21 protein-coding genes are annotated in these 23776 nt (G+C 33.1%); 7 read left to right on the top strand and 14 right to left on the bottom strand.

The features are described from left to right. Positions 1–42: 42 nt before the first annotated feature. Positions 43–1323, top strand: coding sequence for an NAD(P)/FAD-dependent oxidoreductase (locus ACNQF6_RS10375; RefSeq protein ID WP_417965618.1), 1281 nt, complete (start codon positions 43–45; stop codon positions 1321–1323). Positions 1324–1336: 13 nt separating this feature from the next. On the opposite strand, the gene ACNQF6_RS10370 is transcribed toward ACNQF6_RS10375, so the two are convergent. After that, positions 1337–2566, bottom strand: coding sequence for a multidrug effflux MFS transporter (locus tag ACNQF6_RS10370; protein WP_417965901.1), 1230 nt, complete (start codon positions 2564–2566; stop codon positions 1337–1339). A gap of 131 nt (positions 2567–2697) precedes the next feature. Further along, on the bottom strand, positions 2698–3435 hold the full coding sequence (locus tag ACNQF6_RS10365) for an NUDIX hydrolase (protein WP_417965616.1): 738 nt from the start codon (positions 3433–3435) through the stop codon (positions 2698–2700). 466 nt (positions 3436–3901) lie between these two features. Here ACNQF6_RS10365 and ACNQF6_RS10360 point away from each other — a divergent pair, with 466 nt between their 5' ends. From ACNQF6_RS10360 to fucP, 4 genes are read left to right on the top strand one after another with little or no spacing between them, the layout of a single operon-like run. Beyond that, positions 3902–5284, top strand: a complete 1383-nt coding sequence (locus ACNQF6_RS10360; protein WP_417965614.1) for a carbohydrate porin — start codon at positions 3902–3904, stop codon at positions 5282–5284. Between the two features lie 25 nt (positions 5285–5309). Then, the gene (locus ACNQF6_RS10355; RefSeq protein WP_417965612.1) at positions 5310–6164 is read left to right on the top strand and encodes a sugar phosphate isomerase/epimerase family protein; all 855 of its coding nucleotides are present in this window, start codon (positions 5310–5312) and stop codon (positions 6162–6164) included. Between the two features lie 54 nt (positions 6165–6218). Further along, a complete protein-coding gene (locus tag ACNQF6_RS10350; RefSeq protein ID WP_417965610.1) occupies positions 6219–7157 on the top strand; it encodes a carbohydrate kinase family protein in 939 nt (312 codons plus the stop codon). Positions 7158–7177: 20 nt separating this feature from the next. Then, a complete protein-coding gene (gene fucP / locus ACNQF6_RS10345; RefSeq protein WP_417965608.1) occupies positions 7178–8533 on the top strand; it encodes an L-fucose:H+ symporter permease in 1356 nt (451 codons plus the stop codon). Between the two features lie 253 nt (positions 8534–8786). Here the strand turns inward: fucP and ACNQF6_RS10340 are convergent, their stop codons facing one another. Continuing rightward, a complete protein-coding gene (locus ACNQF6_RS10340) occupies positions 8787–9293 on the bottom strand; it encodes a DUF2911 domain-containing protein (protein ID WP_417965606.1) in 507 nt (168 codons plus the stop codon). A 183-nt stretch (positions 9294–9476) separates the two neighbouring features. Here ACNQF6_RS10340 and ACNQF6_RS10335 point away from each other — a divergent pair, with 183 nt between their 5' ends. Both ACNQF6_RS10335 and ACNQF6_RS10330 read left to right on the top strand, forming a co-directional pair. Continuing rightward, complete coding sequence (locus tag ACNQF6_RS10335; RefSeq protein ID WP_417965604.1) at positions 9477–11393, top strand: DUF294 nucleotidyltransferase-like domain-containing protein; 1917 nt, start codon at positions 9477–9479, stop codon at positions 11391–11393. Positions 11394–11395: 2 nt separating this feature from the next. After that, positions 11396–11992: a 3'-5' exonuclease gene (locus tag ACNQF6_RS10330; RefSeq protein ID WP_121342024.1), complete on the top strand. Its 597-nt coding sequence runs from the start codon at positions 11396–11398 to the stop codon at positions 11990–11992. An 8-nt stretch (positions 11993–12000) separates the two neighbouring features. On the opposite strand, the gene ACNQF6_RS10325 is transcribed toward ACNQF6_RS10330, so the two are convergent. The 11 genes from ACNQF6_RS10325 to ilvB form a co-directional block, all read right to left on the bottom strand. Next, on the bottom strand, positions 12001–12492 hold the full coding sequence (locus ACNQF6_RS10325; protein ID WP_417965602.1) for a 4'-phosphopantetheinyl transferase family protein: 492 nt from the start codon (positions 12490–12492) through the stop codon (positions 12001–12003). Between the two features lie 27 nt (positions 12493–12519). Further along, positions 12520–12777, bottom strand: coding sequence for an acyl carrier protein (locus ACNQF6_RS10320; RefSeq protein ID WP_282742667.1), 258 nt, complete (start codon positions 12775–12777; stop codon positions 12520–12522). 53 nt (positions 12778–12830) lie between these two features. Continuing rightward, positions 12831–14102: a beta-ketoacyl-[acyl-carrier-protein] synthase family protein gene (locus ACNQF6_RS10315; RefSeq protein ID WP_417965600.1), complete on the bottom strand. Its 1272-nt coding sequence runs from the start codon at positions 14100–14102 to the stop codon at positions 12831–12833. Further along, complete coding sequence (locus ACNQF6_RS10310; RefSeq protein ID WP_417965598.1) at positions 14103–14537, bottom strand: 3-hydroxyacyl-ACP dehydratase FabZ family protein; 435 nt, start codon at positions 14535–14537, stop codon at positions 14103–14105. It lies immediately after the preceding gene. A gap of 2 nt (positions 14538–14539) precedes the next feature. After that, entirely contained in the window at positions 14540–15592 is a 1053-nt protein-coding gene (locus ACNQF6_RS10305) for a type III polyketide synthase (RefSeq protein WP_417965596.1), read from the bottom strand. Further along, a complete protein-coding gene (locus ACNQF6_RS10300) occupies positions 15589–16302 on the bottom strand; it encodes a methyltransferase domain-containing protein (RefSeq protein WP_417965594.1) in 714 nt (237 codons plus the stop codon). The genes ACNQF6_RS10305 and ACNQF6_RS10300 overlap by 4 nt, the downstream gene beginning before the upstream one ends. Next, complete coding sequence (locus ACNQF6_RS10295) at positions 16303–17433, bottom strand: NAD(P)/FAD-dependent oxidoreductase (RefSeq protein WP_417965592.1); 1131 nt, start codon at positions 17431–17433, stop codon at positions 16303–16305. A 146-nt stretch (positions 17434–17579) separates the two neighbouring features. Continuing rightward, a complete protein-coding gene (acs, locus tag ACNQF6_RS10290) occupies positions 17580–19487 on the bottom strand; it encodes an acetate--CoA ligase (RefSeq protein ID WP_417965590.1) in 1908 nt (635 codons plus the stop codon). A gap of 521 nt (positions 19488–20008) precedes the next feature. Beyond that, the gene (gene ilvC / locus ACNQF6_RS10285) at positions 20009–21478 is read right to left on the bottom strand and encodes a ketol-acid reductoisomerase (RefSeq protein WP_417965588.1); all 1470 of its coding nucleotides are present in this window, start codon (positions 21476–21478) and stop codon (positions 20009–20011) included. A 65-nt stretch (positions 21479–21543) separates the two neighbouring features. After that, positions 21544–22068, bottom strand: coding sequence for an acetolactate synthase small subunit (gene ilvN, locus ACNQF6_RS10280; RefSeq protein ID WP_315209807.1), 525 nt, complete (start codon positions 22066–22068; stop codon positions 21544–21546). 4 nt (positions 22069–22072) lie between these two features. Further along, a complete protein-coding gene (gene ilvB, locus ACNQF6_RS10275) occupies positions 22073–23767 on the bottom strand; it encodes a biosynthetic-type acetolactate synthase large subunit (RefSeq protein WP_417965586.1) in 1695 nt (564 codons plus the stop codon). Between the last annotated feature and the right edge of the window lie 9 nt (positions 23768–23776).

Raw genomic sequence — 23776 nt, 5'->3', positions numbered from 1 at the left:
TTTATGGATGTTTTTTTTTAATTGAATATTAAATATTACCATATGGAAATTGTAATAATTGGAGGCGGATTTGCAGGAATTAATCTTGCTAAAGAACTGGTAAATGAAAAAGGAATTAATGTAACGTTAGTAGATAAAAACAATTATAATTTTTTTGCACCACTTATATACCAGGTTGCAACGGCTTTTTTAGAACCGTCAAGTATAAGTTATCCCTTTCGAAAATTTTTCTCTGGAAAAAAGAATCTACAATTCCGTCTGGGAAATTTATTAAAAGTAAATCCTTCAGAAAATAAAATCATTCTCAACAATGGAGAATTAGCATACGATTACTTGGTTTTTGCCACTGGAGCCGAAACGAGTTATTTTGGAATGGAAAACGTAAAGAAAAATGCTATCCCAATGAAAACGCTCAATGACGCCATTGTGATGCGCAATACTTTATTGAAAAATTTAGAAAAAGCAGCCATTTGCAAAGACATTCGTGAACGCAGAAAATTGTTAACGATTGTAGTTGCCGGAGGAGGTCCAACAGGAGTTGAAGTGTCAGGAATGTTTGCTGAAATGCGTAAAAATATTATGCTGAAAGAATATCCGGAATTAAGTACTACAGCAAGTAATATTTATTTGGTTGATGGCGCTAATGCTGTGTTATCTCCAATGAGTAAAGCGTCGCAAGAAGATACGCTGGAAGCGTTGACAAAATTGGGTGTCGTGGTAAAATTAAACACTACTGTGGTGGATTATATTGATGACACCGTGTATTTTGGAAATGGGGAAACCATTCAAACCAAGAATTTAATTTGGGCAGCGGGAGTTTCTGCAAAAATATTCGAAGGAATTCCAGCTGAAAGTTATGGCCGCGGAAAACGAATGGCTACGGACGCCTTCAACAAAGTGAATGCTACTGAAAACATCTATGCTATAGGGGATACTTGTATTCAACTTACTGATACTTATTTTCCCAATGGTCACCCGCAAGTGGCTCAAGTTGCGATTCAACAAGGGATAAATTTAGCTAATAACTTTAAACGAATGAGTAAAAAAAAGCCATTAAAACCCTTTACGTATAATGATAAAGGATCTATGGCTATTATTGGTAAAAATAAGGCTGTGGTTGATTTACCAAAACCAAAAATGCATTTCAAAGGATTTTTTGCCTGGATAATTTGGTTATTTATTCACCTGATTTCATTGATAACGTATCGCAACAGAGTGAAAACATTCTTCAATTGGATGATTGCTTATTTTGCCAAAGATCAATCGTTACGTATGATTATCAGGCCCGATAAAAAAATAAAAACGGAGCCAAAACAACAATAAGTCAAATCTATAATTAATGAACTATTGCAATTCCTTCATCTTGAGAAGTTGTGATAGTTTTTTTTATGTTTCGTTTTCCGAAAATTAAAATTATCAATGCTAGAATTGTTGTAACTGCCATAATGATAACCATTGGCAACATCGAATTTTTCACAAAAATACCCACTGCAAAAGATGCTAAAGCACCTAATCCTAACTGAATCGCACCCATTAATGCAGAAGCACTTCCCGCATTTCTTGAAAAAGGAGCAAGGGTAAGTCCGGCTGTATTGGGATTTGAAATTCCTAAGCACGCTAAAAATAAAAACAACATCGCAATAGTTTCGTATAAGCCTAAAAGATCATTCATGGCCAAAATAAGAAAAGAAATACTAATGAAAGATTGCGTGATTAATGCGCCATAAATCATTTGTTCACTCGTGAATTTTCGTAACAAGAATGAATTCAGCTGGCTGGCACCGATGAAACTTAATGACATAAAAGCAAATATCCAACCATACGTTTTTCCGTCAACTTTAAAAATGTCCATAAATAAAATAGGGGAGGCCGCTACATAAGTAAACAATCCTGAGAAAGCGATAGCACCCGTAAACGCGTAGGTATAAAACTGTGGTTCCTTTACAATACTGATGAAATTTGAAATAATTGGTTTTGGTTTTAATGAAATTGAAGTGTCTGGCTTAAACGTATTTGGCAACCCAATTTGAGCTGCTAAAAGAATCAAAATTCCCATACACATCAATATAAAAAAGACAGTATGCCAACCATAATCTTCTGTTATATAACCTCCAACTGTAGGCGCTAACATTGGCGAAAGCCCAACAACTAACATTAGTAAAGAAAATACTTTAGGAATATCTTTCACAGGAAATAAATCACGAACCATAGAAACAGATGCTACAGTCGCTGCACAGCTGCCAATAGCCTGAATAAAACGCAAACCTATGAAAGTATCAATATCGGTTACAAAAACACAACCTAAAGAAGCTAAAATGTAAACTAAGAGTCCTATAAAAAGTGGTTTTTTTCGTCCAAAACGGTCTAATAATGGTCCGTAAAGCAATTGTCCAGCAGAAATTCCAATGAAATAACTGGAAAGAGTCATGGAAACATTAGCTACAGAAGTATTCAAATCTTTGGCAATTCCTGCAAAACCAGGCAAATACATGTCGATTGAAAAAGGACCTAAAGCTGTTAATGAGCCTAGGATCAGGATCAATTTGATATATCTTGTTTTTGTCATTTCGGAATCGCTCATGAAAATTGGGATTTTTTAATTTTTTGCAAAGGTAAATAATTAAGACCCGAATCGAAACACTTTCCTACTTTATATAATAAATTGATATCAATCGATCATTAAAAGAAAACAGCAATCTAAATATTAATTAAATAGGTTTCCTTATACATTTTTTGATAAACATCTTTACTGAACATAAAAAGTTGAGAGGGCCTTTTTGAAACGCCTACTTGCTTTTCATCTAGTGTAATAATATACTTTTTTGTTAGCAGTTTTCTCCTGAAATTGCGATTGTCAATTTCATTTCCTAAAATAGATTCATAGGTATCCTGTAATTCATTGAAGGTAAATTTGTCTGGTAAAAGCTCAAAAATAATAGGTTTATATAATGCTTTTTCTTTTAAATCAGCATAGGCTTCATTGATAATATCTTTGTGATCAAATCCTAATTCCGGTAAATCATTAACTGGAAACCATTGCGGATCATATTTGTTATTTTCTAAATTTACTTCTTGAGTTTTTAATAAAAAATAATAGGCTATAGTTATCGTTCGCTCATTAAAATTTTCATTTTTGGCCCAAATAATATCTTTTTCATTCATCAAACGATTTGGGTCTCCAAAAACCTTAAATTGTTTTTTATAAACATTATCAAGTCCTGTTAACTCCTTCAAAACCCTGGTAGCAGTTTCATCTATGGTTTCATCTTCTAATGTATGATATCCTGTAAGAACATAATCATTTACCAATGGCTCTTGATTTTCCTTAGATTCTAAAAAGCGTTTTATTAATAATACGTTTAGCGATTTGGTATTGATGTCAAACCCAAAAACGACGCAGTCTACAGATATATTTGGAATTATTTTAGACATCATAAGAGTACAAATAATATAATTAGTTTTTAAAAGACACAATGTTTTACTGAATCTTATAGCACTACAAAATTAATGATTTATTTGTAATTATATTTTTTTTGTCATTTTGGCAATTTGTAAAATTAAACGTCACTATTACGTTATATGTTATTTATAACAAATCGAATAATATTTATTAAAAAAGCATATAATTAAGCCTATATTTAAATATTTTAGATGTTTAAATAGATTTTTTTATTGCAAATTAAAAAAAAATAATACATTTGAAAAATAATAATCAAAATGACGCTCATTACTTAAAAATATATAATTTTTCAAAAATCTAAATTTATTTCAATAAATCAATTCGCATATTGAATATTTTAAAAGTCATAAACAATAAAATTTCAATACCTAAACGTGCCATTTTTACAAACTTAAAACTGCCAAAAAACTTATTCAAACCATTTTTTTAATAAATACTTACATGCAAAAAATACTTTTTACTTTCCTATTTTCAATCTTGTTTATACAAATTTATTCACAGGTGGTAATAACTAATTCGAATTTTTCGTTGGGAACAACGGGTAGGATTGGAGTTGGGCTTTCGCCAAATGGTGAAGGAAACATGTGGAAACCTTTGAATCTTTCAGGTCAAGGATCATTAGGTGGACGTTTAGAACAAACAGACTATATCGATATATTACCTGCAATACACTTTTCTCCAAAAATTGACGGTAAAGACAGCACAAACGTAACTTTTCAAATGCGTTTAGGAATGTACTCAGCTAATGGACAATTTGTAGGGAATGTAAATTCCCGTTCCAATAATGGACTGACTTTTATCCTTCCCGAAGCGTATATTGAAGCCCGAAATATCATGGGGAGCAAATGGTCCGCTTGGGCTGGGTCTCGTTTCCGTCGTTATGATGACATTCACATCAGTGATTATTTTTATTTTGATGATCACTCTGCGCAAGGTTTTGGCGTAAGCCATAAAAATACGGAACTGACGATGTTGATGCCTGCTTCTGCTGATTCAACAAATGTGTATCCTTATAATTATGAAGTTACCGTTGCAGGTGCGACAAATCCTGCTATTCGCCAACGCATGGTTTGGATTGGCGAACACAGTTTTCATTTGAAAAATGATAATATCATCAAACTTTTGGGTGAGTTTCATTATGTTTCTGCCAATTCAAAAAATGCTTCAAAAAATTATCCGTCAGATAAAGGTTGGGTAGCTGGTATTAAATTCAATAATCCATTCAAAACCGCTTTACCGGGTTCGTTCAATCAGCTATCAGTTCGATATGGTTCCGGAATTGCAAATGGAGGTGATAATGGAAATACTTTTACCTGGGCAACTTACGGAGCTCCAGATTCTGAAGGAAAATATACAAATGCGTATTCCTTTACCATGGTGGAGCATTTTCTGCTAAACCTTTCGCAGAAATTCAGTATCAACGGATATGGCGTTTTCACCAAAAGTAAAGGCGGTTCTACAAGCACAAATACAGATGAGTATTTCAATGGTAATCAATTATATAATCAAAAAACAGATTTCGTAGTGGGTTTTAGAAGCTTCTATTATGTAACGAAATGGTTGCACTTAATTGAAGAAGTACATTATGCCGTACGAAAAGATGGTGATAATCCCGAAGCCAATATGTGGAAATTTTCTTTTGTTCCTACCATCGTTCCATTAGGAAAAAAAGACCCTTGGAGCCGTCCGCATATTCGCCTTGTTTGCACGTTAGCGCACTACAACGATTACGCAAGCAATCATAACTATTCTCCTTTTTTACAAGTGAACCAAAAACGTTGGGGCTCTTTTATTGGAGTAAAAACAGAATGGTGGTTATTTTAATAAATAAATTCAAAATTATATAGATATGCCAATTTTTGGAACAACAATTTTATCATTTATCCCCGGATGGAGTACCGATGGAGGACGTTTTGCAATAGAAAAGACCGCAGAATATGGTTTTGATATGCTTGAAATAATCTTGCCAAGTTCATTAGATTTCGATGCTAAAACAACAAAAAAACTACTAGACGATAATCGTATTTCAGGTCGTTGTACATTCAATTTACCAGCAAACTGTCACATTCCTTTATATCCTGAACAAGCAACCTCACTTATAAAATCAGCTCTTGACAAAGTAGCTGAAATGGATGGTGATTTTTTAGGAGGGGTTTTGCATTCCGCTATTGGAACATTTACCGGGAATCCTTGTACCAAAGAAGAAAGGATAACCATTCAGCAAGTATTTACGGAAGTTGCTGATTATGCTAACAAAAGCAATATCACTATTGCTCCCGAACCCATTAATCGGTATGAAAGTTACGTTTTTACTGCTGCAGATGAAGTTCTTGATATGATTGAATCTATTGGAACAACAAATCTAGGATTACACCTCGATACGTTTCACATGAATATTGAAGAGCATAATTTCTATGACCCCATAATTCGTGCAGGAAACTGGTTAAAACACGTGCATATAACGGAAAGTGATCGTGGTATGACCGGCGAAGGCAACGTGCATTGGGATGATTTTTTCAAAGCTTTGGCGACTATTAACTATCAAGGTCCGTTAGTTCTGGAGAATTTTTCTTCAGAAATTACAGCATTGGTTGGCCCAACTTCCTTGTGGAGACCTTCTAAATACAACTCAGAAGATCTCGCCAAAGGTAGTCTTGCTTTTATGAAGAAAATGGTAGACAAATGGTATAAAAATCAACAATAATTAAACCTAAAAAAAGTAGTTATTCAATGCTTTTTTTAAAAAATTACAAAAAAAATGAAAAAGAAATTAAACGGAGTTTGTTTTGGAGAAATCCTTTTTGATGTATTTCTCGAGCACAAAAAAATTGGTGGAGCTCCGCTAAATGTAGCTTCAAGACTAAATTCGCTAGGAGGGGAGGTTTCCGTTATCAGTGGAGTAGGGAACGATTTAAACGGAAAAGAATTAATAGAATATTTGAATGTTTCAGGAATTAACACCGATGCTGTTCAAGTAAAGAATAATTATCCAACAGGCTTAGTCAACGTTATTTTGAATGAAAAAGGAAATGCTTCGTATGACATCAATTATCCATCGGCGTGGGACAAAATTGAAATTTCAAATGAGAATATTACTATTGTTGAAAAAGCAGACTTTTTTGTCTATGGGAGTTTATCTTCAAGAGATTTAGTTTCCAGAAAAACATTGGAGCAACTTTTAGCAGTAGCTAAATATAAAATATTTGATGTGAATTTAAGAGTGCCGCATTACACTAAGAAAAATGTTTTGGATTTATTGCATGCAGCTGATTTCATTAAGTTTAACGATGATGAGTTAAATGAAATTTGCGAAGATTTAAATTCGAATAAAAGGTCATTGGAGCAAAATATTAAATTCATTGCAAAAGAAACTAATACCGATACGGTTTGTGTCACTTTAGGATCTCATGGCGCTGTATTGTATTGCAATGATACTTTTTATCACAATTGTGGTTTCAAAGTGAATGTAGTTGATACCGTGGGTTCCGGGGATTCATTTTTAGCTTCATTAATTATAATGTTGCTCAATGAAGAAGACCCACAATACGCCATTAATTTTGCCAGTGCCGTTGGTGCAATTGTTGCCCAAAACGAAGGCGCAAATCCTGTGATTTCTCCATCTGAAATAGAAGATTTTTTATCTGGATTTGATAAAATAGAAACGAAAATCAAGGAATCAGCAACTATTCATATCTAACCAATTAAACCAATATAACAATGAATCAATTCAAAAAAATCCCTGTAGTCAGTAAGGAATTCGCTTTTCAATTTATTATAATAACCATATTATTTGCGCTGTGGGGAATAGCTAATGATTTAACAACTCCAATGGTTTCTACTTTCAAAAAAGTGATGCCAGAACTTTCTAATACCCAAGCCTCATTAGTACAATTTGCTTTTTATTTCGGTTATTTCTTTATGGCATTGCCGGCTGCATTATTCATTAGAAAATTCAGTTATAAATCAGGAATAATTTTAGGCCTAATTTTATATGCAACCGGTGCTTTTTTATTTTATCCGGCGGCACATTACCAAAGTTATACATTTTTCCTTGTTTCATTATGGGTGATTACGTGTGGATTAGCGTTTCTGGAAACTACTTCAAATCCTTTGATTTTATTCCTTGGGAATAAAGAAACTGCAACGCAACGTTTGAATTTAGCGCAGGCATTTAACCCAATTGGAGCAATAACTGGACTAGTGATGGCGCAGTTTTTAGTGATTAAAGAAATAAAATCAGATGACTATACACAAGAAGCGTATAAAGCTTTAACTTCAAGTGAGTTGGCCAGTATTCGTGAAAATGATTTAGATATTATTAGCATTCCATACATTGGATTGGGAATTTTTGTTTTAGTGATTTTAATCATTATTATTTTAACAAAAATGCCTAAAACAGCACAAGAAGATAAAATGTCAGTATCTGAATCATTTAAAAAGTTATTTGCCAATAAAAATTACAAACACGGCGTAATTGCCCAAGCCTTTTATGTTGGTGCGCAAATTATGTGTTGGACCTTTATTTTTCAATACGTAGACAACATTAACAAAACATTCGGATTAGAATTAACAGCCACATATTACAACATAGCGGCTATGATTTTGTTTTTATTAGGCAGATGGATTGGAACTGGTTTAATGAAAACCATAAATCCATCAAAAATATTAATGGTATTTGGTATTGGAGGAGTTATTTGCGCAGCTGGAGCGATTGTATTACAAGGAATGTCTGGATTAATTTCGCTGGTTTGTATTTCTATTTTCATGTCCGTTATGTTTCCAACTATTTATGGTATTGCACTAAAAGATATGGGAGATGAAGCAAAAATTGGGTCCGCAGGTTTAGTTATGGCTATCGTTGGTGGCGCATTGATGCCGGTTATGCAAGGAAGTATTTTGGATTTAGGTGGTTCAGGTTTTGCTGATATTAAATTATTTGGTTTTATTCCTGAGGTGAATTTTTCTTTTATTTTACCTTTAATATGTTTGGCTGTAGTTGCGTGTTATGGGTATTCAACATTAAAAGAATCTAAGAAAACTCATGTTTTAGACGTTTCAGATGCAATTGTATAAATTTATCAAAAGAACCGAACTTAGTAATTTATTGTTCGGTTCTTTTATTTCAATAAATTGTTCATAATAATAATAATAATAGATTCATTTGTGTTCAAATTTCTTAAAAAGCTATACTATTCTATTGTAATAAAATGCACTATAATTTATATTATGTAAAATAGAATTTATTATTAAATATTTGTAATTGCAGATTAAACTAAATAAAAACAGCATCACCTATTGGTAATACTGTTTTATAATTAAAAGAAACTTATTTTATAGAAACTGGAATATCCCAATTATCCCAACTCAAAGTAATAGTATTTTTATCAATTGTATACGCTAATTTTTCAGCTTTAGATTTTGCAACTTTTTGCTTAACTGTAACTCTTAGTTGATCTTCTTTTTCTTTATATTTATAAGCGCCCCATTGTTTAGCTTCTTTATTGAAAATTATGATACATTCCTTGTCATTTGGTAAAACAAAAAAAGAATACTTTCCTGCAGGTAAATTTGATCCTTCTACAGTAATTTCTTTATCGGTTTCAAAAGTTGTTGCATCATTAGCACCTGCACGCCAAACTTGATTAAACGGAACCAATTTACCCCAAATTTCCCTTGTTCTCACTGATGGACTGCCATAATTAATTGTAACTGTAGCGCCATTAATTTGTCCAGTAACCACTTCTTTTGTGCTGGTTGGTTTTTCTTGGGCATTTAAAGAATTAATAATCAAAAATGCAATAAGCAAATGGTGGATTTTTTTAAGTAATCTCATGATTTAGATGTATTAGTTAAGTTATAAAAGTAAAAAAAGTTGTTATAATTCATCATATTAACCATATAATTTATGAAAAAATTAAGTAATATATAATTTAACTGTTTCGCCTCATTGTAGGTTGTGTTATAATTTTTAAATTTACTATTTTTACCAACAAAACATCATTTATTTGACTATCTTATGAATACAATTGCTGAGCACATTGCCGATTTTTTAAAGGAATACCCACCATTTAATCATTTGACATTTGAGGAGTTATCCGAGATAGCTACAAGTATTCGCGTTGTAAATTTAGAAAAACATAAAACATTATTCCAAATTAATGATGTTTTGCATGACAGTTTTTATGTTGTTGCTTCAGGTACTATCAATTTATCTGTGATTTCAGATGCAGAAGAAACTTTATTAAATAAGTGTCATGAAGGTGATATTTTTGGTTTACGTCCCTTTTTTGCCAAGAATAATTACATGATGACGGCTAAAGCTAGAGAAGAAAGTATTGTTTATGCTATACCAATAGCTACTTTTCGTCCTTTTGTGGTAAATAATTCAGAAGTTCTAAACTTTTTGCTGGAGAGTTTTGCAACAAATACGCGAAATCCAAATGATAAAGAAAATTTAAAGGGCAAACTTATCTCTGACAATGTTTTCTATTCTGACCAGCAGTCGGAAATGCAATATTTTCAATCTTTATCCTATACTATTTCACCATTAAAAACAACTATTACTGCAATTGCGCAAGAAGTTGCTCAATTAATGACTGAAACATTAAAAAACAATGTTATCGTTTGTGACAATAATTTCCCAATAGGAATTGTGACTGACAGTGATATGCGTTCCAAAATTGCAACCGGTCGATTCCCTGTAACCGTTTCAGTAGATAAAATAATGTCATCTCCCGTTATTACTGTTGTGGAAAATGTTTCCTTGGCCGAAGCTCAACTGCTCATGTTGAAACATAATGTGACCCATTTATGTGTAACATACGACGGAACTGATAAATCTGATGTAAAAGGAGTTATTTCTGAACATGATTTGATAGTTGCGCAAGCAAATAATCCTGGTGTTTTAATTAAAGAAATTAAGCGTTCCCAAAATCCTAAAGAATTAAAACAAATTCGAGAACGTTTAACAGATTTGATTCAAACATCTATTTCTAAAAACATACCGCTTTCTCACGTTTTTAATATTGCCAGCGAAATTAATTTAGCAATAATTAAACGTTCTGTAGAGTTATCCATTTTAGATTTAGGCTCACCTCCTGCCCGTTTTGCCTGGCTAAGTATTGGAAGTCAAGGAAGAAAAGAACAGCTATTATTAACCGATCAAGATAGTATTTTAATTTTCGAAGACGTTTCGGCTGATAAATATCGTGAGGTAAAAGATTATTTTCTTAAACTTGGAAAACGAACAACAGCTACGCTTGAAAAAATTGGTTATGAATTATGTCCTAACGGGCATATGGGAAGTAATATGCTTTGGTGTAAATCACTGACTGACTGGACAAAACAATACGACAGCTGGATGAATACTCCAGGTGAAAATAGCAATGATTTAAGCAGTATTTTCTTTGATTATGAAATCACTTTTGGAGAACAAAGAATCGAAGATGCTATTGGAAATGTTGTTTTCAAAAATGCAAAAAACAACACTCTGTTCTTTGATTTCTTAGGAAACGATGCTTTGAGAAAAAATTCACCACTGACTTTTTTCAAAAATTTCATTGTGGAAGAAGAAGGTCCAAACAAAGATAAATTTGACATAAAAACACGTGCTTTGATGCCATTGATTGATGGTGCTCGTTTGTTTACCTTAAATTTTGATATTCGAGGAATCAACAACACCTTTCAGCGATTCAAGCAGTTAGCAATTGCAGACCCTAAACATGCTGAAATTTACCTTAATTGTGCTGAAGCCTTTTTGATTTTATCAAAATTTAGAACCTTAGAAGGCTTAAAAAATGATAATTCAGGTCAATTTATAAATTTGAATGAATTATCAAAAATTGATAAGGAAAAATTAAAGAATGCTTTGGCTCCTATGAGAGAATTGGAAGAATTAATAAAAAATAAATTTCAACTTACTCAATTTTCATAATTATGTTAGACTGGTTAAAAAGTATTAATAAAGAATATCCAGAATTTTGGAAAACCTATCTTTCTAAATTTGATAAGAAATCAAGCCGATTTGTTGTTTTATCTACAGAAACTTCGGGTTTGAATCCTGTTAAAGATGTTATCTTATCTATTGGTTCTTTTTCTGTAATCGATAATAGTATAGTTATCGGGGATAGTTTCGAGGCTGTGTTACTACAATACAAGTTTCTTCATGATAACGGTCTTTCAAATGAATTTTTGGTGGAAAGCAAAATGAAAAAACTTGGCGAAGCTGAAGCCATAAAATTATTGATAGAGTTTATCGGAAATTCCGTTTTAGTGGGTCATCACATTGATTTTGATGTAGAAATGATCAATGCTGCATTAGAACGACTTGACTGTGGGAGATTGAAAAACGAAGCTTTAGATGTTGATATTATGCATAGAAAACTGCATGATATCAATGATAAACAATTTTCTCTTGATGAACTTTGCGCGGTATATAATATTCCTAAAAGTGATCGAAATTCATCTGCGGAAGATGCGTACAAAACGGCATTATTATTCTTAAAATTAAAATCAAGGCTGGGAATAAAATAATATTTATTCTAATCAATCAGAGTAATTCCTTCCCAAAATCGACCGTGATGACTTATGGATACTGGTTTGATCAATTTAGTCTGCTCATCAATTATATAAGGAATTCCATTCGATTTTATAATGGTGTCGTTTGAATTTAATTTTTTGACGGTATCAAAATTATCTTTTTTCACTACGGCAATCGTATGTACGAATTCCTTAGAAATTATCGTTTTAGTAAAATAGGTTTTCCCTTTTATTGAAACTGAACCCGAAATTTCATTTTCATAACTACATTCCAGTTGCCAAGGAAAATACCCTCTTATTCCAGTTTCTCGATTGTAGATTTTATATGCAGCTTCCTTTCGAGACCATAAATTCCAAACCATTATTTCAGGATTTTGGCTATCAACAATGAGTAATTGTTCTTTTGCAGTAAAGATTTTATCTAAAAACCGGTTTCGTTTCCAATTGCTTTCTTTTCTGGCTAAAGCCAAATCTACTATATCGTTTCCAATCATTTTACAGACTTTTTTACAGCTGATTCACTAATTTTTCTCTGATAATTTAGTTTCAATAATTTCCAATGCTGACTTTACGTTCACCATACGCTCCATAGCTTCATTATCAATTACAATGTCATATTTCTCCTCTATATCTAAAATAACATCTACTAAATTAGCAGAATTAATCTTTAAGTCATTGATGAAATCAGTATCTTCCGTAAGCAAATCAAATGCTTCTTGATTTTGAATATACGGCTTTACTATATTTTTTAATTCTTCTATTGTTTGTTCTTTATTCATATTTTTTGCTTTTTTTTAATGCATTGAATTCAAAATTACCTGACATTATGTGACTAAATGTATTTCTTAAAAATTATGCATCCATTCACATCTCCAAAACCAAAACTGGCTTTTGCAATTATATTTAATTCCTTTTCGATTAATTGTCTTGGGATTCTGGATTCATCAATTATTGCTGTAATTTCAGGATGCAAATCGTCACAATTGATGTTCGGAAAAACAAATCCGTGATGCAATTGCAGTATTGAAGCCACACTTTCAATACTTCCCGCAGCCGATAAACAATGACCTACCATTGATTTCAAGGAATTTATATATGGAAATTCTTTTCCTTTTCTTCTCAATGCTTCACTCCAATTCTTAATTTCCAGACTGTCTTTGGATGTGGCGGTCAAATGTCCATTAATCGCATCGATTTCATCAGCAGAAATTCCAGAATTAATAATAGCATTCTGGATGCATTTCTGCACAGCAATAGGATTTGGAGCAGTCATGGTTCCTTGTCCGCGTTGACCACCGGAATTTATATTCCCACCCAAAACTTCGGCATAAATTGTAACTCCGCGTTCTATTGCACTTTCTAAATCTTCCAAAACCAAAGCTCCTGCTCCACTTCCGGGAACAAATCCCGAAGCACTTGCAGACATTGGTCTTGAACCAAGTGTTGGATTTTCATTATGCTTAAAAGTACAAACTTTCATTGCATCAAAGCCACCCCAAATATAAGGTCCCGAATCGCTTGTGCTTCCTGCCAAAATGCGTTTTGCCTGTCCTGATTTTATCCTTTCATAACCCATCAAAATACTTTCGGTTCCAGTCGTACAGGCCGAAGAATTAGTGGAGACTTGGTTTCCTAAACCTAATTTCCCTCCCAGATAAGCACTCACACCACTATTCATAGTTTGAGCCACGGCGGTGCTGCCTAATCTTCTCGTTTGAAAATCATCTATTTTATAAATACTCTCGCGAAATTTATCAATTCCAGAAGTTCCGGTACCGAAAATAGTTCCGCTGTCCCAATCTGGTTCTTCATTTATTTCCAACGATAAACCAGCATCTTTCCATGCATCAATTCCAGCAATTACGCCATATAAAATCCCAGTAGAATTAAAATTTCGCAATTCCAATTCAGAGAAGTATTGCAATGCTAGTTCAGTAGAAATCTCTGGTTTTCCAGCGATTTGGCAAGAAAACTGCAATCGTTCCAACTCAGCGTCGTGCTTGATTCCCGAAATTCCATTTTTGATGGCATGTGTAAACGCATCAAGTCCTACTCCATTTGGAGCAACAACACCAAGACCAGTAATTACGACACGTTTTTTCATTTATTTAGAAATTACCATTCCTGCGATTATTCCTGTACAAACCTCTTCTCCTTTTTCATTTTTCATTCTTACCTTACATTTCAATTTCCCAAATCTAAAGTATATTTTTTCTGAAATAACGGTCACTTTTTCTTTAGGAAAAACAGGTTTTAAAAATTCTATTTCATTTGATGTTAAGGCGATTGAAGTAGTTTTATTAAATGAATCATCTAATAAAAAAATTCCTAAACAAACCAATCCAATTTGAGCCATAACTTCCGTCAAAATCACTCCTGGTGTTATTGGATTATCTTTAAAATGTCCTTTATAAAAGTCAAGGTTTTCATCAAAAGTATAGGTTCCTTCCACCCCATTTTCATTGATTTGGACTATTTCGTCCACAAATAAAAACGGCTTAGAATACGGTAGTTTAGATATAATCTTTTGACTCTCCATTGTTAAAACTTTAGCAAAACTCTTTGTGCTGAAAAACCCGGACCAAAACTCAACATCAATCCTTTTTCTCCTTTTTTGGGCTGATTGTCCATGATTCTTTCCAAAACATATAAAACAGTTGCGCTTGACATATTTCCATACAAACGCAAAACTTCTTTAGTATCATCTATATTTTTACCCAAATCAGAAAACAAACTTTCAACAGTTTGAACAATCTTCTTTCCTCCGGGATGAAAAATTAAATGATCAATATCTTCCATTTTTAGATTGTTTTTTTCTAAAAATGGATGAATAATATCCGGAAAATGTGATGCAATCGTTTCTGGAACTTCAATATCCAGAACCATTTGCAATCCAGAATTCGTTAGTTTAAAACCCATCATGTGAATATTATCATAGAAATGATACATTTGTTCTGCTACAATCTCAGGACCTTCATCGTCTTCATGTGAAGAAAGTAAAACGCAAGCTGCACCATCTCCAAAAATTGCAGCACTTACTATATTCGCCATCGAAAAATCATCTAATTGAAATGTTGCCGTTGGACTTTCAACAGCAATTACGGCAGCCCGTTTTCCGGGATTTGCCTGCAAGAAATTTTTAGCATAAATAATCCCTGAAATTCCTGCTGCACAACCCATTTCGGTAACTGGAAGTCGTACAATATCCTGACGTAATTTTAATGTATTAATCAAATAGGCATCTAGTGACGGAATCATGATTCCGGTACAACTTACTGTAATGATATAATCTAAATCTTCAGGGTTCCAGTTCGCTTTTTTCAAGGCTTTCTCTAAAACTTTTTCGCCTAAATCAATCACCTCACGAACATAAATATCATTTCTTTCCTCAAAAGAAGTTTTGGTAAATACTTCAATCGGATCCATGATGGAATACCGTTTATCAACTGCGGCTCCTTCAAAAATTTTCTTTACTTTTCTAATGAAGCGTTCGTCTTGCCCAACGAGCCAAGCATCCAAAAAAGGAATGATTTCTTCAGTTGTTCTGGAATATTTTGGTAACTGTTTTGTTACGGTTTTGATTTTTACACTCATATTTTAGAAATTATCCATTGGTATCTAAAAGCCCATTTCCAATGAATTTTATAGTTCTTAAAACTTAATTTTTCAGAAAACTGAATCAGCTCTTCTTTTTTAAAACCTCTTAAAATCGAAGTTAATCCGTCCTCACGAGACATCTCATTCAATCGAAACACAAAACACAATGCTTGAAATAATCGATAGGCAATTGCGCTTCGCTGTAAATCATTAATAACAATTCCAATAGTTGAATTCGCATAAAACAAGTTTAATAAATCAATAATTTCATTGTCTTTGAAATGATGCAACGTCAAAGTACACAGCACAATATCATATTTTAATTTCTTAAATGATGCATCAAATATATCTTCACAACGATAGCTAATATTAGGATAGTTTTGAGATAATTGTTGTGCATGACTAATTGTAAAACTATTGGCATCGATGCCTATTAACTGGAATTTCAGCTTGTTTTTCAATCCAAAATCAGCTAAAGTCCGCAACATATCACCGTTTCCGCAACCTACATCTACAATTACAATTTCATTTGATTTTGAAATACTACTTGTCAAATCCTGAACGCCTTGTAAAGTTAGCTGGTTCCCTCCTAAAAGCTGATTGATTTTGGCTATTTTATCCAATGCATCACGCAAGATTTCTCCCTCCATGGCAAAATCATCCATCGTTTCAAGTGTATCGGTTCTGAATTTGGTATTTAGAAACATTTATGAATTTAGAGTTATGGGAGTTCCGTGCGTATTCTTTATAATTTTTGATAATAAAAATGGAAATATAATTAATATACGCATCAATACAGCTGAAAATTTTTGCTTTTGCAAAAGATTCGATAACAACCGACCCATTTTGAGTCTTTTCTTGAAATTAAAATTCCATTCCTGAATGTATTTTTCCTCAAGTTCATTTCTGGATTTAATTTCGTTGGTATAATATTTCCCCACTAATTCTGAAACAATTTTAGCACTATGAACAGCCATTGCCATTCCGTTTCCACACAATGGATGAATGAGTCCTGCGGTATCGCCAATCATTAGAATATGATTTTCTACAGCTTGTTTTTTATCAAAAGATATTTGACTTATGGTTAAAGGTTTTTCAAAAAGCAATTTACTCTTTTCTAAAATTACTTTCAAATATGGATTTTCTGAAACCACAATTTTTTGATACTCCTCTATATTTTTAAACCGCTTAAACGTCTCGTAATCTGCTAAATAACAGATATTAATTATATCCTTTTCGACTTTAGAAACACCACAATATCCTCCTTTGAAATTATGAAGACCAACGCTATTATTTGGAAAATCTCCCGAATAATGCCCCTTAACAGCTAGCCAATATGATTTTTTTTGAATAAAATCTCTATTTAATTTTTGGTCAATGTTAGAACGTTTTCCAAATGCACCAATAACTATTTCCGATTTTAAAATAGTTTTATTAGCAGTCGTAGCTATAAATTGATTGTCTTCAAATTGTATGTTTTCTACATTGTCTTGAAGAATTTTACATCCGTTTTCAAATGCTTTTTTATATAAATATTCATCTAAAGCAAAACGACTAATTCCGAAACCGCCAAGAGGCAGAACACTTTTAATTACTTTTCCACTTGCTGTTGAAAACTCAAGATTTGTTATGTTTGAAGGGTTTAAATCGGCTATGTTTAAATCCAACCAATTGAGATAAGGTAAGACTTCGTTAGATATATATTCGCCGCAAACCTTATGCTTTGGAAATTCATTTTTTTCAATTACAGTAACCTGAAGTCCAATTTTGGACAAATGAATCGCCGCAGTCAATCCTGCTAAACCACCTCCAATAATTAAAACTTCTTTATTTTTCATATAGAAGTAAATTTATGGATTTGTTTGAGAAAGCAACTATATTATTTCATATAAAACTTACATAATTATTTGGTACAGAATACGTCCAATTTTTATAATTTCTATTCAAAAAAATAGCCGTTTTATTCAAACGGCTTTTAATTAACTTATAGTTTTCCTTCTTTTATTTCCTCTACAATCTCAGGATTTAAAAGAGTTGATATATCTCCAAAGTTTGAATAATCTCCTTCGGCAATCTTTCTAAGGATTCTTCGCATAATTTTTCCAGAGCGGGTTTTTGGTAAACCGGAAACAAATTGAATTTTATCTAATTTAGCTATTGGCCCAATATGATCTGAAATGTGCTGATTAATTTCATTAGCCAGATTTTCTTTATTTCTTGTTTCTCCAGTTTCTTTAAGTATGACAAAACCATACAAAGCATTTCCTTTGATGTCATGCGGGAAACCTACTATTGCTGATTCAGCAACGGCTGGATGTTCATTAATCGCATCTTCTATAGGCGCTGTTCCTAAATTATGCCCAGAAACAATTACCACATCATCTACACGACCGGTAATTCTATAATACCCTACTTCATCACGCAAAGCACCGTCACCAGTAAAATATTTACCTGGAAAAGCAGAGAAATAAGTGTCTTTATACCGTTGATGATCACCCCAAATAGTTCTGGCAATTCCTGGCCATGGAAACTTAATACACAAACTACCAACTACTTGATTTCCTTCTATTTCATTGCGTTTTTCATCCATTAATACCGGTTGAACTCCCGGTAATGGTAAAGTTGCATACGTAGGTTTTGTTGGTGTGACAAATGCCAAAGGCGAAATCATAATTCCTCCTGTTTCTGTTTGCCACCATGTATCTACTACAGGACATCTTTTATCACCTACGTGGTCATTGTACCAGTGCCAAGCTTCTTCATTTATTGGTTCACCTACGGATCCAATAACTTTTAGCGACTTCAATGGATATTTTTGTACAAATTCTATATTTTCTTTTGCCAAAGCGCGAATTGCTGTTGGTGCAGTGTAAAACTGTGTTACTTTATGCTTTTCGATTACTTCCCAAAAACGACTAAAATCAGGATACGAGGGAACTCCTTCAAAAATTACTGTTGTTGCTCCATTTAATAATGGACCGTAAAGAATATAGGAATGTCCGGTTATCCACCCAATGTCAGCTGTACACCAAAAAACATCGTTTTCTTCATAATTGAAAACATTCTTAAAAGTATAAGCGGTGTACACCATATACCCTGCTGTAGTATGCACCATTCCTTTCGGTTTACCGGTTGAACCAGACGTGTACAGTATAAACAATGGATCTTCGGAATCCATAATTTCGGCAACATTGTTATCTGATGCTTGATCTAACAGCGGTTGTAACCATTGGTCACGTCCTTCTTTCATAGTAATATTAGAATTAATTCTTTTTGCTACTAAAACTTTTTCGATACAAGGACATTTTTCTAATGCTTCATCAATAATTTCTTTTAAATCAATGGTTTTGTTACCACGGAAACCACCATCTGAGGTGATAACCATTTTACATTCACTGTCATTGATACGAGTGGCTACGGCTGTAGCTGAAAATCCAGCAAAAACAACCGAATGTATGGCTCCAATTCTGGCACAAGCTAATACTGAAACTGCTAATTCAGGAATCATTGGTAAATAAATACAAACTCTATCTCCTTTTTTTATGCCTTGTTCACGCAATACGTTTGCCATTTTGCAAACACGTTGATGCAATTCATTATATGTTATGTGTAATGCCTCTTCCGAAGGATCATTTGGTTCAAAAATAATTGCTGTTTTTTCTCCTCTTTTAGCAAGGTGCCTGTCGATACAATTTTTTACAATATTGACTTTTGCTTCAGTAAACCATTTGATATCGGCATCAGCCATATTAAATTCGACAACTTTATCCCATTGTTGGTACCAAGTAAAATTTTCTTCTGCTATTTTACCCCAAAATTTTCTAGGTTCACGAACTGATTTATTGTAATGTTTAAAATATTGTTCTAGATTTTCAATTTTGTAATAGCTCATGTTATAATTTTTTATAAAAGTATTAAATCTCTCGCTATTCTTGAAATTATTTAAATTATAAATACTTGCTAAAAAAAATAGATTCTCAAATTAAAAAGCACTTTTAATCCTAATTTGTTTAATTTTTGCTGTTTTTGCTAAAATAAGTAAAACACAAAAAGGCGAGTTAGATTTAAATCTACCTCACCTTCTGTATCAACAAAATTTAACAACAATTATTTTAGTACTAAAAACGATGATTTTTTGAACAATAATCAACCAAAACTATTTCGTTCCAATCAAGGAATTCTACTACTAATTTTCAAACATGGTTTATTAAAAATATAAACACAAATAGTTTAACTACTCTTAATCTTTTAGGGACTACTTCACTCAACTTTAAGCTCGTTTAAAGTCAAGTGAATGTACAAGCATCCATATCCATTTATTTTTTAATAAGTTTTAACTAATTCAAAATATTATGAAATCAAATGATATAGAGCTAATCCCAACACACCCTCTTGTGTGGTAATTTTATTATATTATCCTATCTTTTTCATTGCGGTCATTGATTCTCTCAACCACTCACCTACTTCTTCAATTGGATGTTGACGAATACTTTTGTTTACAGCAATTAGAACCGCATTATCTACTCCGTTAGAAGTTGAAAAAGGTTTCCCTATCACATTTATATCTACAGTTTTCATGAAATCAGTCAATAATGGTTTACAAGCATGGTCAAATAAATAACAACCGTATTCTGCTGTATCCGAAATGATTCTGTTCATTTCATATAATTTTTTTCTGGCTACAGTATTTGCAATCAAAGGCAATTCGTGTAAAGATTCGTAATACGCAGATTCTTCAATAATTCCTGTTTGAGTCATTGTTTCAAAAGCTAATTCTACACCTGCTTTCACCATCGCAATCATCAAAACACCATTGTCAAAATACTCTTGTTCTGAAATATCTGCGCTTGTTGGAGCTGTTTTTTCGAAGTTAGTTTCTGCAGTTGCAGCTCTCCAAGTCAATAAATTAATATCATCATTAGCCCAGTCAATCATCATATTTCTTGAAAATTCACCAGAGATAATATCATCCATGTGTTTTTGAAACAACGGACGCATGATGTCTTTTAATTCATCTGCTAATTCATATGCTTCAATTTTTGCAGGATTTGATAAGCGATCCATCATGTTTGTAATTCCACCATGTTTCAAGGCTTCAGTTACTGTTTCCCAACCGTACTGAATTAATTTTGAAGCATAAGCCGGCTCGATTCCTTTTTCAACCATTTTATCAAAACATAAAATAGAACCAGTTTGTAACATTCCACAAAGAATGGTTTGTTCTCCCATTAAATCCGATTTTACTTCGGCTACAAATGAAGAGTTCAACACTCCTGCTTTATGACCACCAGTAGCAACTGCATACGCTTTTGCTTGTTCAAAACCTTCTCCGTTTGGATTATTTTCTGGGTGAACCGCAATTAAAGTTGGCACACCAAAACCTCTTTTATATTCTTCACGTACTTCAGATCCTGGACATTTTGGCGCACACATAATTACAGTGATGTCTTTACGAATTTGCATTCCTTCCTCGACAATATTAAAACCGTGAGAATAAGCCAAAGTTGATCCGTTTTTCATCAAAGGCATGATTGCGGTAACTACAGCAGTATGCTGCTTATCTGGTGTAAGGTTACATACCAAATCAGCTGTTGGGATTAATTCTTCATACGTTCCCACTTTGAATCCATTATCAGCGGCGTTCATGAAAGAAGCTCTTTTCTGTGCAATTGCTTCTGCACGCAAAGCATAAGATATATCCAATCCAGAATCTCTCATGTTCAAACCTTGGTTCAAACCTTGTGCTCCACATCCTACAATGACTACTTTTTTTCCTTCTAAAGCTTTTATTCCATTTACAAATTCAGACTGGTCCATGAATTCGCAAACGCCTAATTGTTCTAATTGTAATCTAAGTGGTAATGAATTGAAATAATTTGCCATTTTTTATTATTTAATGATTGTAAAATTTAATAATTGATAGGTTTACTAATTAAAACTTAAACAAATTACTGTTTAAGTTCTTCCAACAAAGTTGAAATTTCCATTTTTTCTTTGGAAACTGATATTCTTCCGGAACGTACAAATTGCATGATACCAAAAGGTTTTAATTTTTCATACAACGATTCTATTTCAGCACGTTGTCCTGATTTTGAAATCACAAAAAAGTCTCTTGAAACTGTAACTATTTCAGAGTGGCTTTCTTTGATTATATTCTGAATTTGTTTTTCATCAAAAAGCAAGCTCGACTCAATTTTGAATAATGCATTTTCTAAGAAAATAGTTTCCTCATCAATATGATAAAATGCTTTGATGACTTCGATTTGTTTTTCGATTTGTCCTACTATATTTTGCACCCATTTTTCGGTTGTATTGACTACAATGATAAATCTGGAAACATTTTCAATTTCAGATTCGGATACATTTAAACTCAAAATATTGATATGACGTTTCAAGAATATACCAGATATTCTGTTTAATAAGCCAACGTTGTTTTCTGAATAAACAGAAATGGTGAATGTTTTATTTTCCATAATATTAACTCAATCTTATATCAGAAACCGATGCTCCTGTAGGAATCATTGGGAATACGTTATTTTCTTTTTCTACCATAACTTCTAGGAAAAAGGATTCTTTTGAAGCCATCATTTCGGCAACGGCAGCATCAAGATCTTCTCTTTTAGTTACCTTTTTCGCTTTGATATAATAGCCTTCAGCAATGGCTATAAAATTAGGATTGATCATTTCCGTAGAAGCGTATCTTTTGTCAAAAAATAATTGTTGCCACTGACGAACCATTCCTAAAAATTCATTGTTTAATACCACAATTTTCACAGGAACTTTAGTTTGAAAAATAGTTCCTAATTCCTGAATAGTCATTTGAAAACCTCCATCACCAATTATGGCTACGACTTCACGATTTGGCATTCCCATTTTGGCTCCAATCGCTGCTGGTAAAGCAAATCCCATAGTTCCTAAACCACCGGATGTTACATTACTTTTTGTCGAATTGAATTTGGCATAACGACACGCAAACATTTGGTGTTGTCCCACATCCGAAACCATAATGGCATCTCCTTTAGAATGTTTGTTAATCATTTCAATCGTTTCTCCCATAGAAATTCCTGCTCTCTTTGGTTTTAACTCGTCATTGATTACCGCTTCTAATTCTATTTCATATTTCTCTTTGAATTCATTGTGCCAAGCTTCATGAGAGTTACTTTCAATTAAAGGAAGTAAAGCTTTCAAAGACTCTTTTAAGTCAGCCAAAACTGCTACAGTAGTTTTTACATTCTTATCTACTTCTGCAGGATCAATTTCAAAATGAATTACTTTAGCTTGCTTTGCATACGTAGCTAAATTTCCGGTCACACGATCGTCAAAACGCATTCCAAGCGCAATTAAAACATCACATTCATTCGTCAAAACATTTGGTCCGTAATTCCCGTGCATTCCTACCATTCCAACATTCAACGGATGATCTGTTGGCATTGCCGAAAGTCCTAAAATAGTCCAAGCAGCCGGAATTCCTGATTTTTCAACCAAAGCTTTTAACTCGGCTTCCGCTTCACTAAGAATTACTCCTTGACCAAATATGATAAATGGTTTTTTAGCAGTATTAATTATTTCAGCTGCTTCCTTAACCTTATCAATATTTAAAACTGGTTTCGGATTGTAACTTCTAATACTGGTACATTTTTTATAGCTGAATTCAATTTCGTCAAACTGAGCATTTTTTGTAATATCAATTAATACTGGACCTGGGCGACCTGATCTTGCAATATAAAATGCTTTTGCAATAATCTCCGGGATTTCTGAAGCTTCCGTTATTTGGTAATTCCATTTGGTCACCGGAGTCGAAATTCCAATGATATCTGTTTCTTGAAAAGCATCAGATCCCAATAAATGTTTCCCTACTTGTCCTGTAATACAAACCATAGGAGTCGAATCGATTTGAGCATCAGCAATTCCAGTAACTAAATTTGTTGCTCCCGGACCCGAAGTTGCAATCGCCACTCCCACTTTTCCTGTTGCTCTTGCAAAACCTTGTGCAGCATGAGTTGCTCCTTGTTCATGGCGCACTAAAACATGCTGTAATTGATCTTGAAATTTATATAATTCGTCATAAACTGGCATTATAGCTCCACCTGGATAGCCATAAACCAAATCTACTCCTTCTTCTAATAAGCATCTAATAACGGCTTCGGCGCCGGATATTTTATTTGTTCCCATGGGTACGTT

Origin of the sequence: Flavobacterium pasteuri (assembly GCF_048286615.1) — a bacterium.
Classification (GTDB): domain Bacteria; phylum Bacteroidota; class Bacteroidia; order Flavobacteriales; family Flavobacteriaceae; genus Flavobacterium.
This window is presented reverse-complemented; position numbering and strand designations above follow the sequence as displayed.

Excerpts from the sequence above, each read along its gene's own strand:
- ACNQF6_RS10375 (WP_417965618.1), top strand. The coding sequence starts at position 43 with ATGGAAATTGTAATAATTGGAGGCGGATTTGCAGGAATTAATCTTGCT.
- ACNQF6_RS10370 (WP_417965901.1), bottom strand. The coding sequence starts at position 2,566 with ATGACAAAAACAAGATATATCAAATTGATCCTGATCCTAGGCTCATTA.
- ACNQF6_RS10365 (WP_417965616.1), bottom strand. The coding sequence starts at position 3,435 with ATGATGTCTAAAATAATTCCAAATATATCTGTAGACTGCGTCGTTTTT.
- ACNQF6_RS10360 (WP_417965614.1), top strand. The coding sequence starts at position 3,902 with ATGCAAAAAATACTTTTTACTTTCCTATTTTCAATCTTGTTTATACAA.
- ACNQF6_RS10355 (WP_417965612.1), top strand. The coding sequence starts at position 5,310 with ATGCCAATTTTTGGAACAACAATTTTATCATTTATCCCCGGATGGAGT.
- ACNQF6_RS10350 (WP_417965610.1), top strand. The coding sequence starts at position 6,219 with ATGAAAAAGAAATTAAACGGAGTTTGTTTTGGAGAAATCCTTTTTGAT.
- fucP (WP_417965608.1), top strand. The coding sequence starts at position 7,178 with ATGAATCAATTCAAAAAAATCCCTGTAGTCAGTAAGGAATTCGCTTTT.
- ACNQF6_RS10340 (WP_417965606.1), bottom strand. The coding sequence starts at position 9,293 with ATGAGATTACTTAAAAAAATCCACCATTTGCTTATTGCATTTTTGATT.
- ACNQF6_RS10335 (WP_417965604.1), top strand. The coding sequence starts at position 9,477 with ATGAATACAATTGCTGAGCACATTGCCGATTTTTTAAAGGAATACCCA.
- ACNQF6_RS10330 (WP_121342024.1), top strand. The coding sequence starts at position 11,396 with ATGTTAGACTGGTTAAAAAGTATTAATAAAGAATATCCAGAATTTTGG.
- ACNQF6_RS10325 (WP_417965602.1), bottom strand. The coding sequence starts at position 12,492 with ATGATTGGAAACGATATAGTAGATTTGGCTTTAGCCAGAAAAGAAAGC.
- ACNQF6_RS10320 (WP_282742667.1), bottom strand. The coding sequence starts at position 12,777 with ATGAATAAAGAACAAACAATAGAAGAATTAAAAAATATAGTAAAGCCG.
- ACNQF6_RS10315 (WP_417965600.1), bottom strand. The coding sequence starts at position 14,102 with ATGAAAAAACGTGTCGTAATTACTGGTCTTGGTGTTGTTGCTCCAAAT.
- ACNQF6_RS10310 (WP_417965598.1), bottom strand. The coding sequence starts at position 14,537 with ATGGAGAGTCAAAAGATTATATCTAAACTACCGTATTCTAAGCCGTTT.
- ACNQF6_RS10305 (WP_417965596.1), bottom strand. The coding sequence starts at position 15,592 with ATGAGTGTAAAAATCAAAACCGTAACAAAACAGTTACCAAAATATTCC.
- ACNQF6_RS10300 (WP_417965594.1), bottom strand. The coding sequence starts at position 16,302 with ATGTTTCTAAATACCAAATTCAGAACCGATACACTTGAAACGATGGAT.
- ACNQF6_RS10295 (WP_417965592.1), bottom strand. The coding sequence starts at position 17,433 with ATGAAAAATAAAGAAGTTTTAATTATTGGAGGTGGTTTAGCAGGATTG.
- acs (WP_417965590.1), bottom strand. The coding sequence starts at position 19,487 with ATGAGCTATTACAAAATTGAAAATCTAGAACAATATTTTAAACATTAC.
- ilvC (WP_417965588.1), bottom strand. The coding sequence starts at position 21,478 with ATGGCAAATTATTTCAATTCATTACCACTTAGATTACAATTAGAACAA.
- ilvN (WP_315209807.1), bottom strand. The coding sequence starts at position 22,068 with ATGGAAAATAAAACATTCACCATTTCTGTTTATTCAGAAAACAACGTT.
- ilvB (WP_417965586.1), bottom strand. The coding sequence starts at position 23,767 with ATGGGAACAAATAAAATATCCGGCGCCGAAGCCGTTATTAGATGCTTA.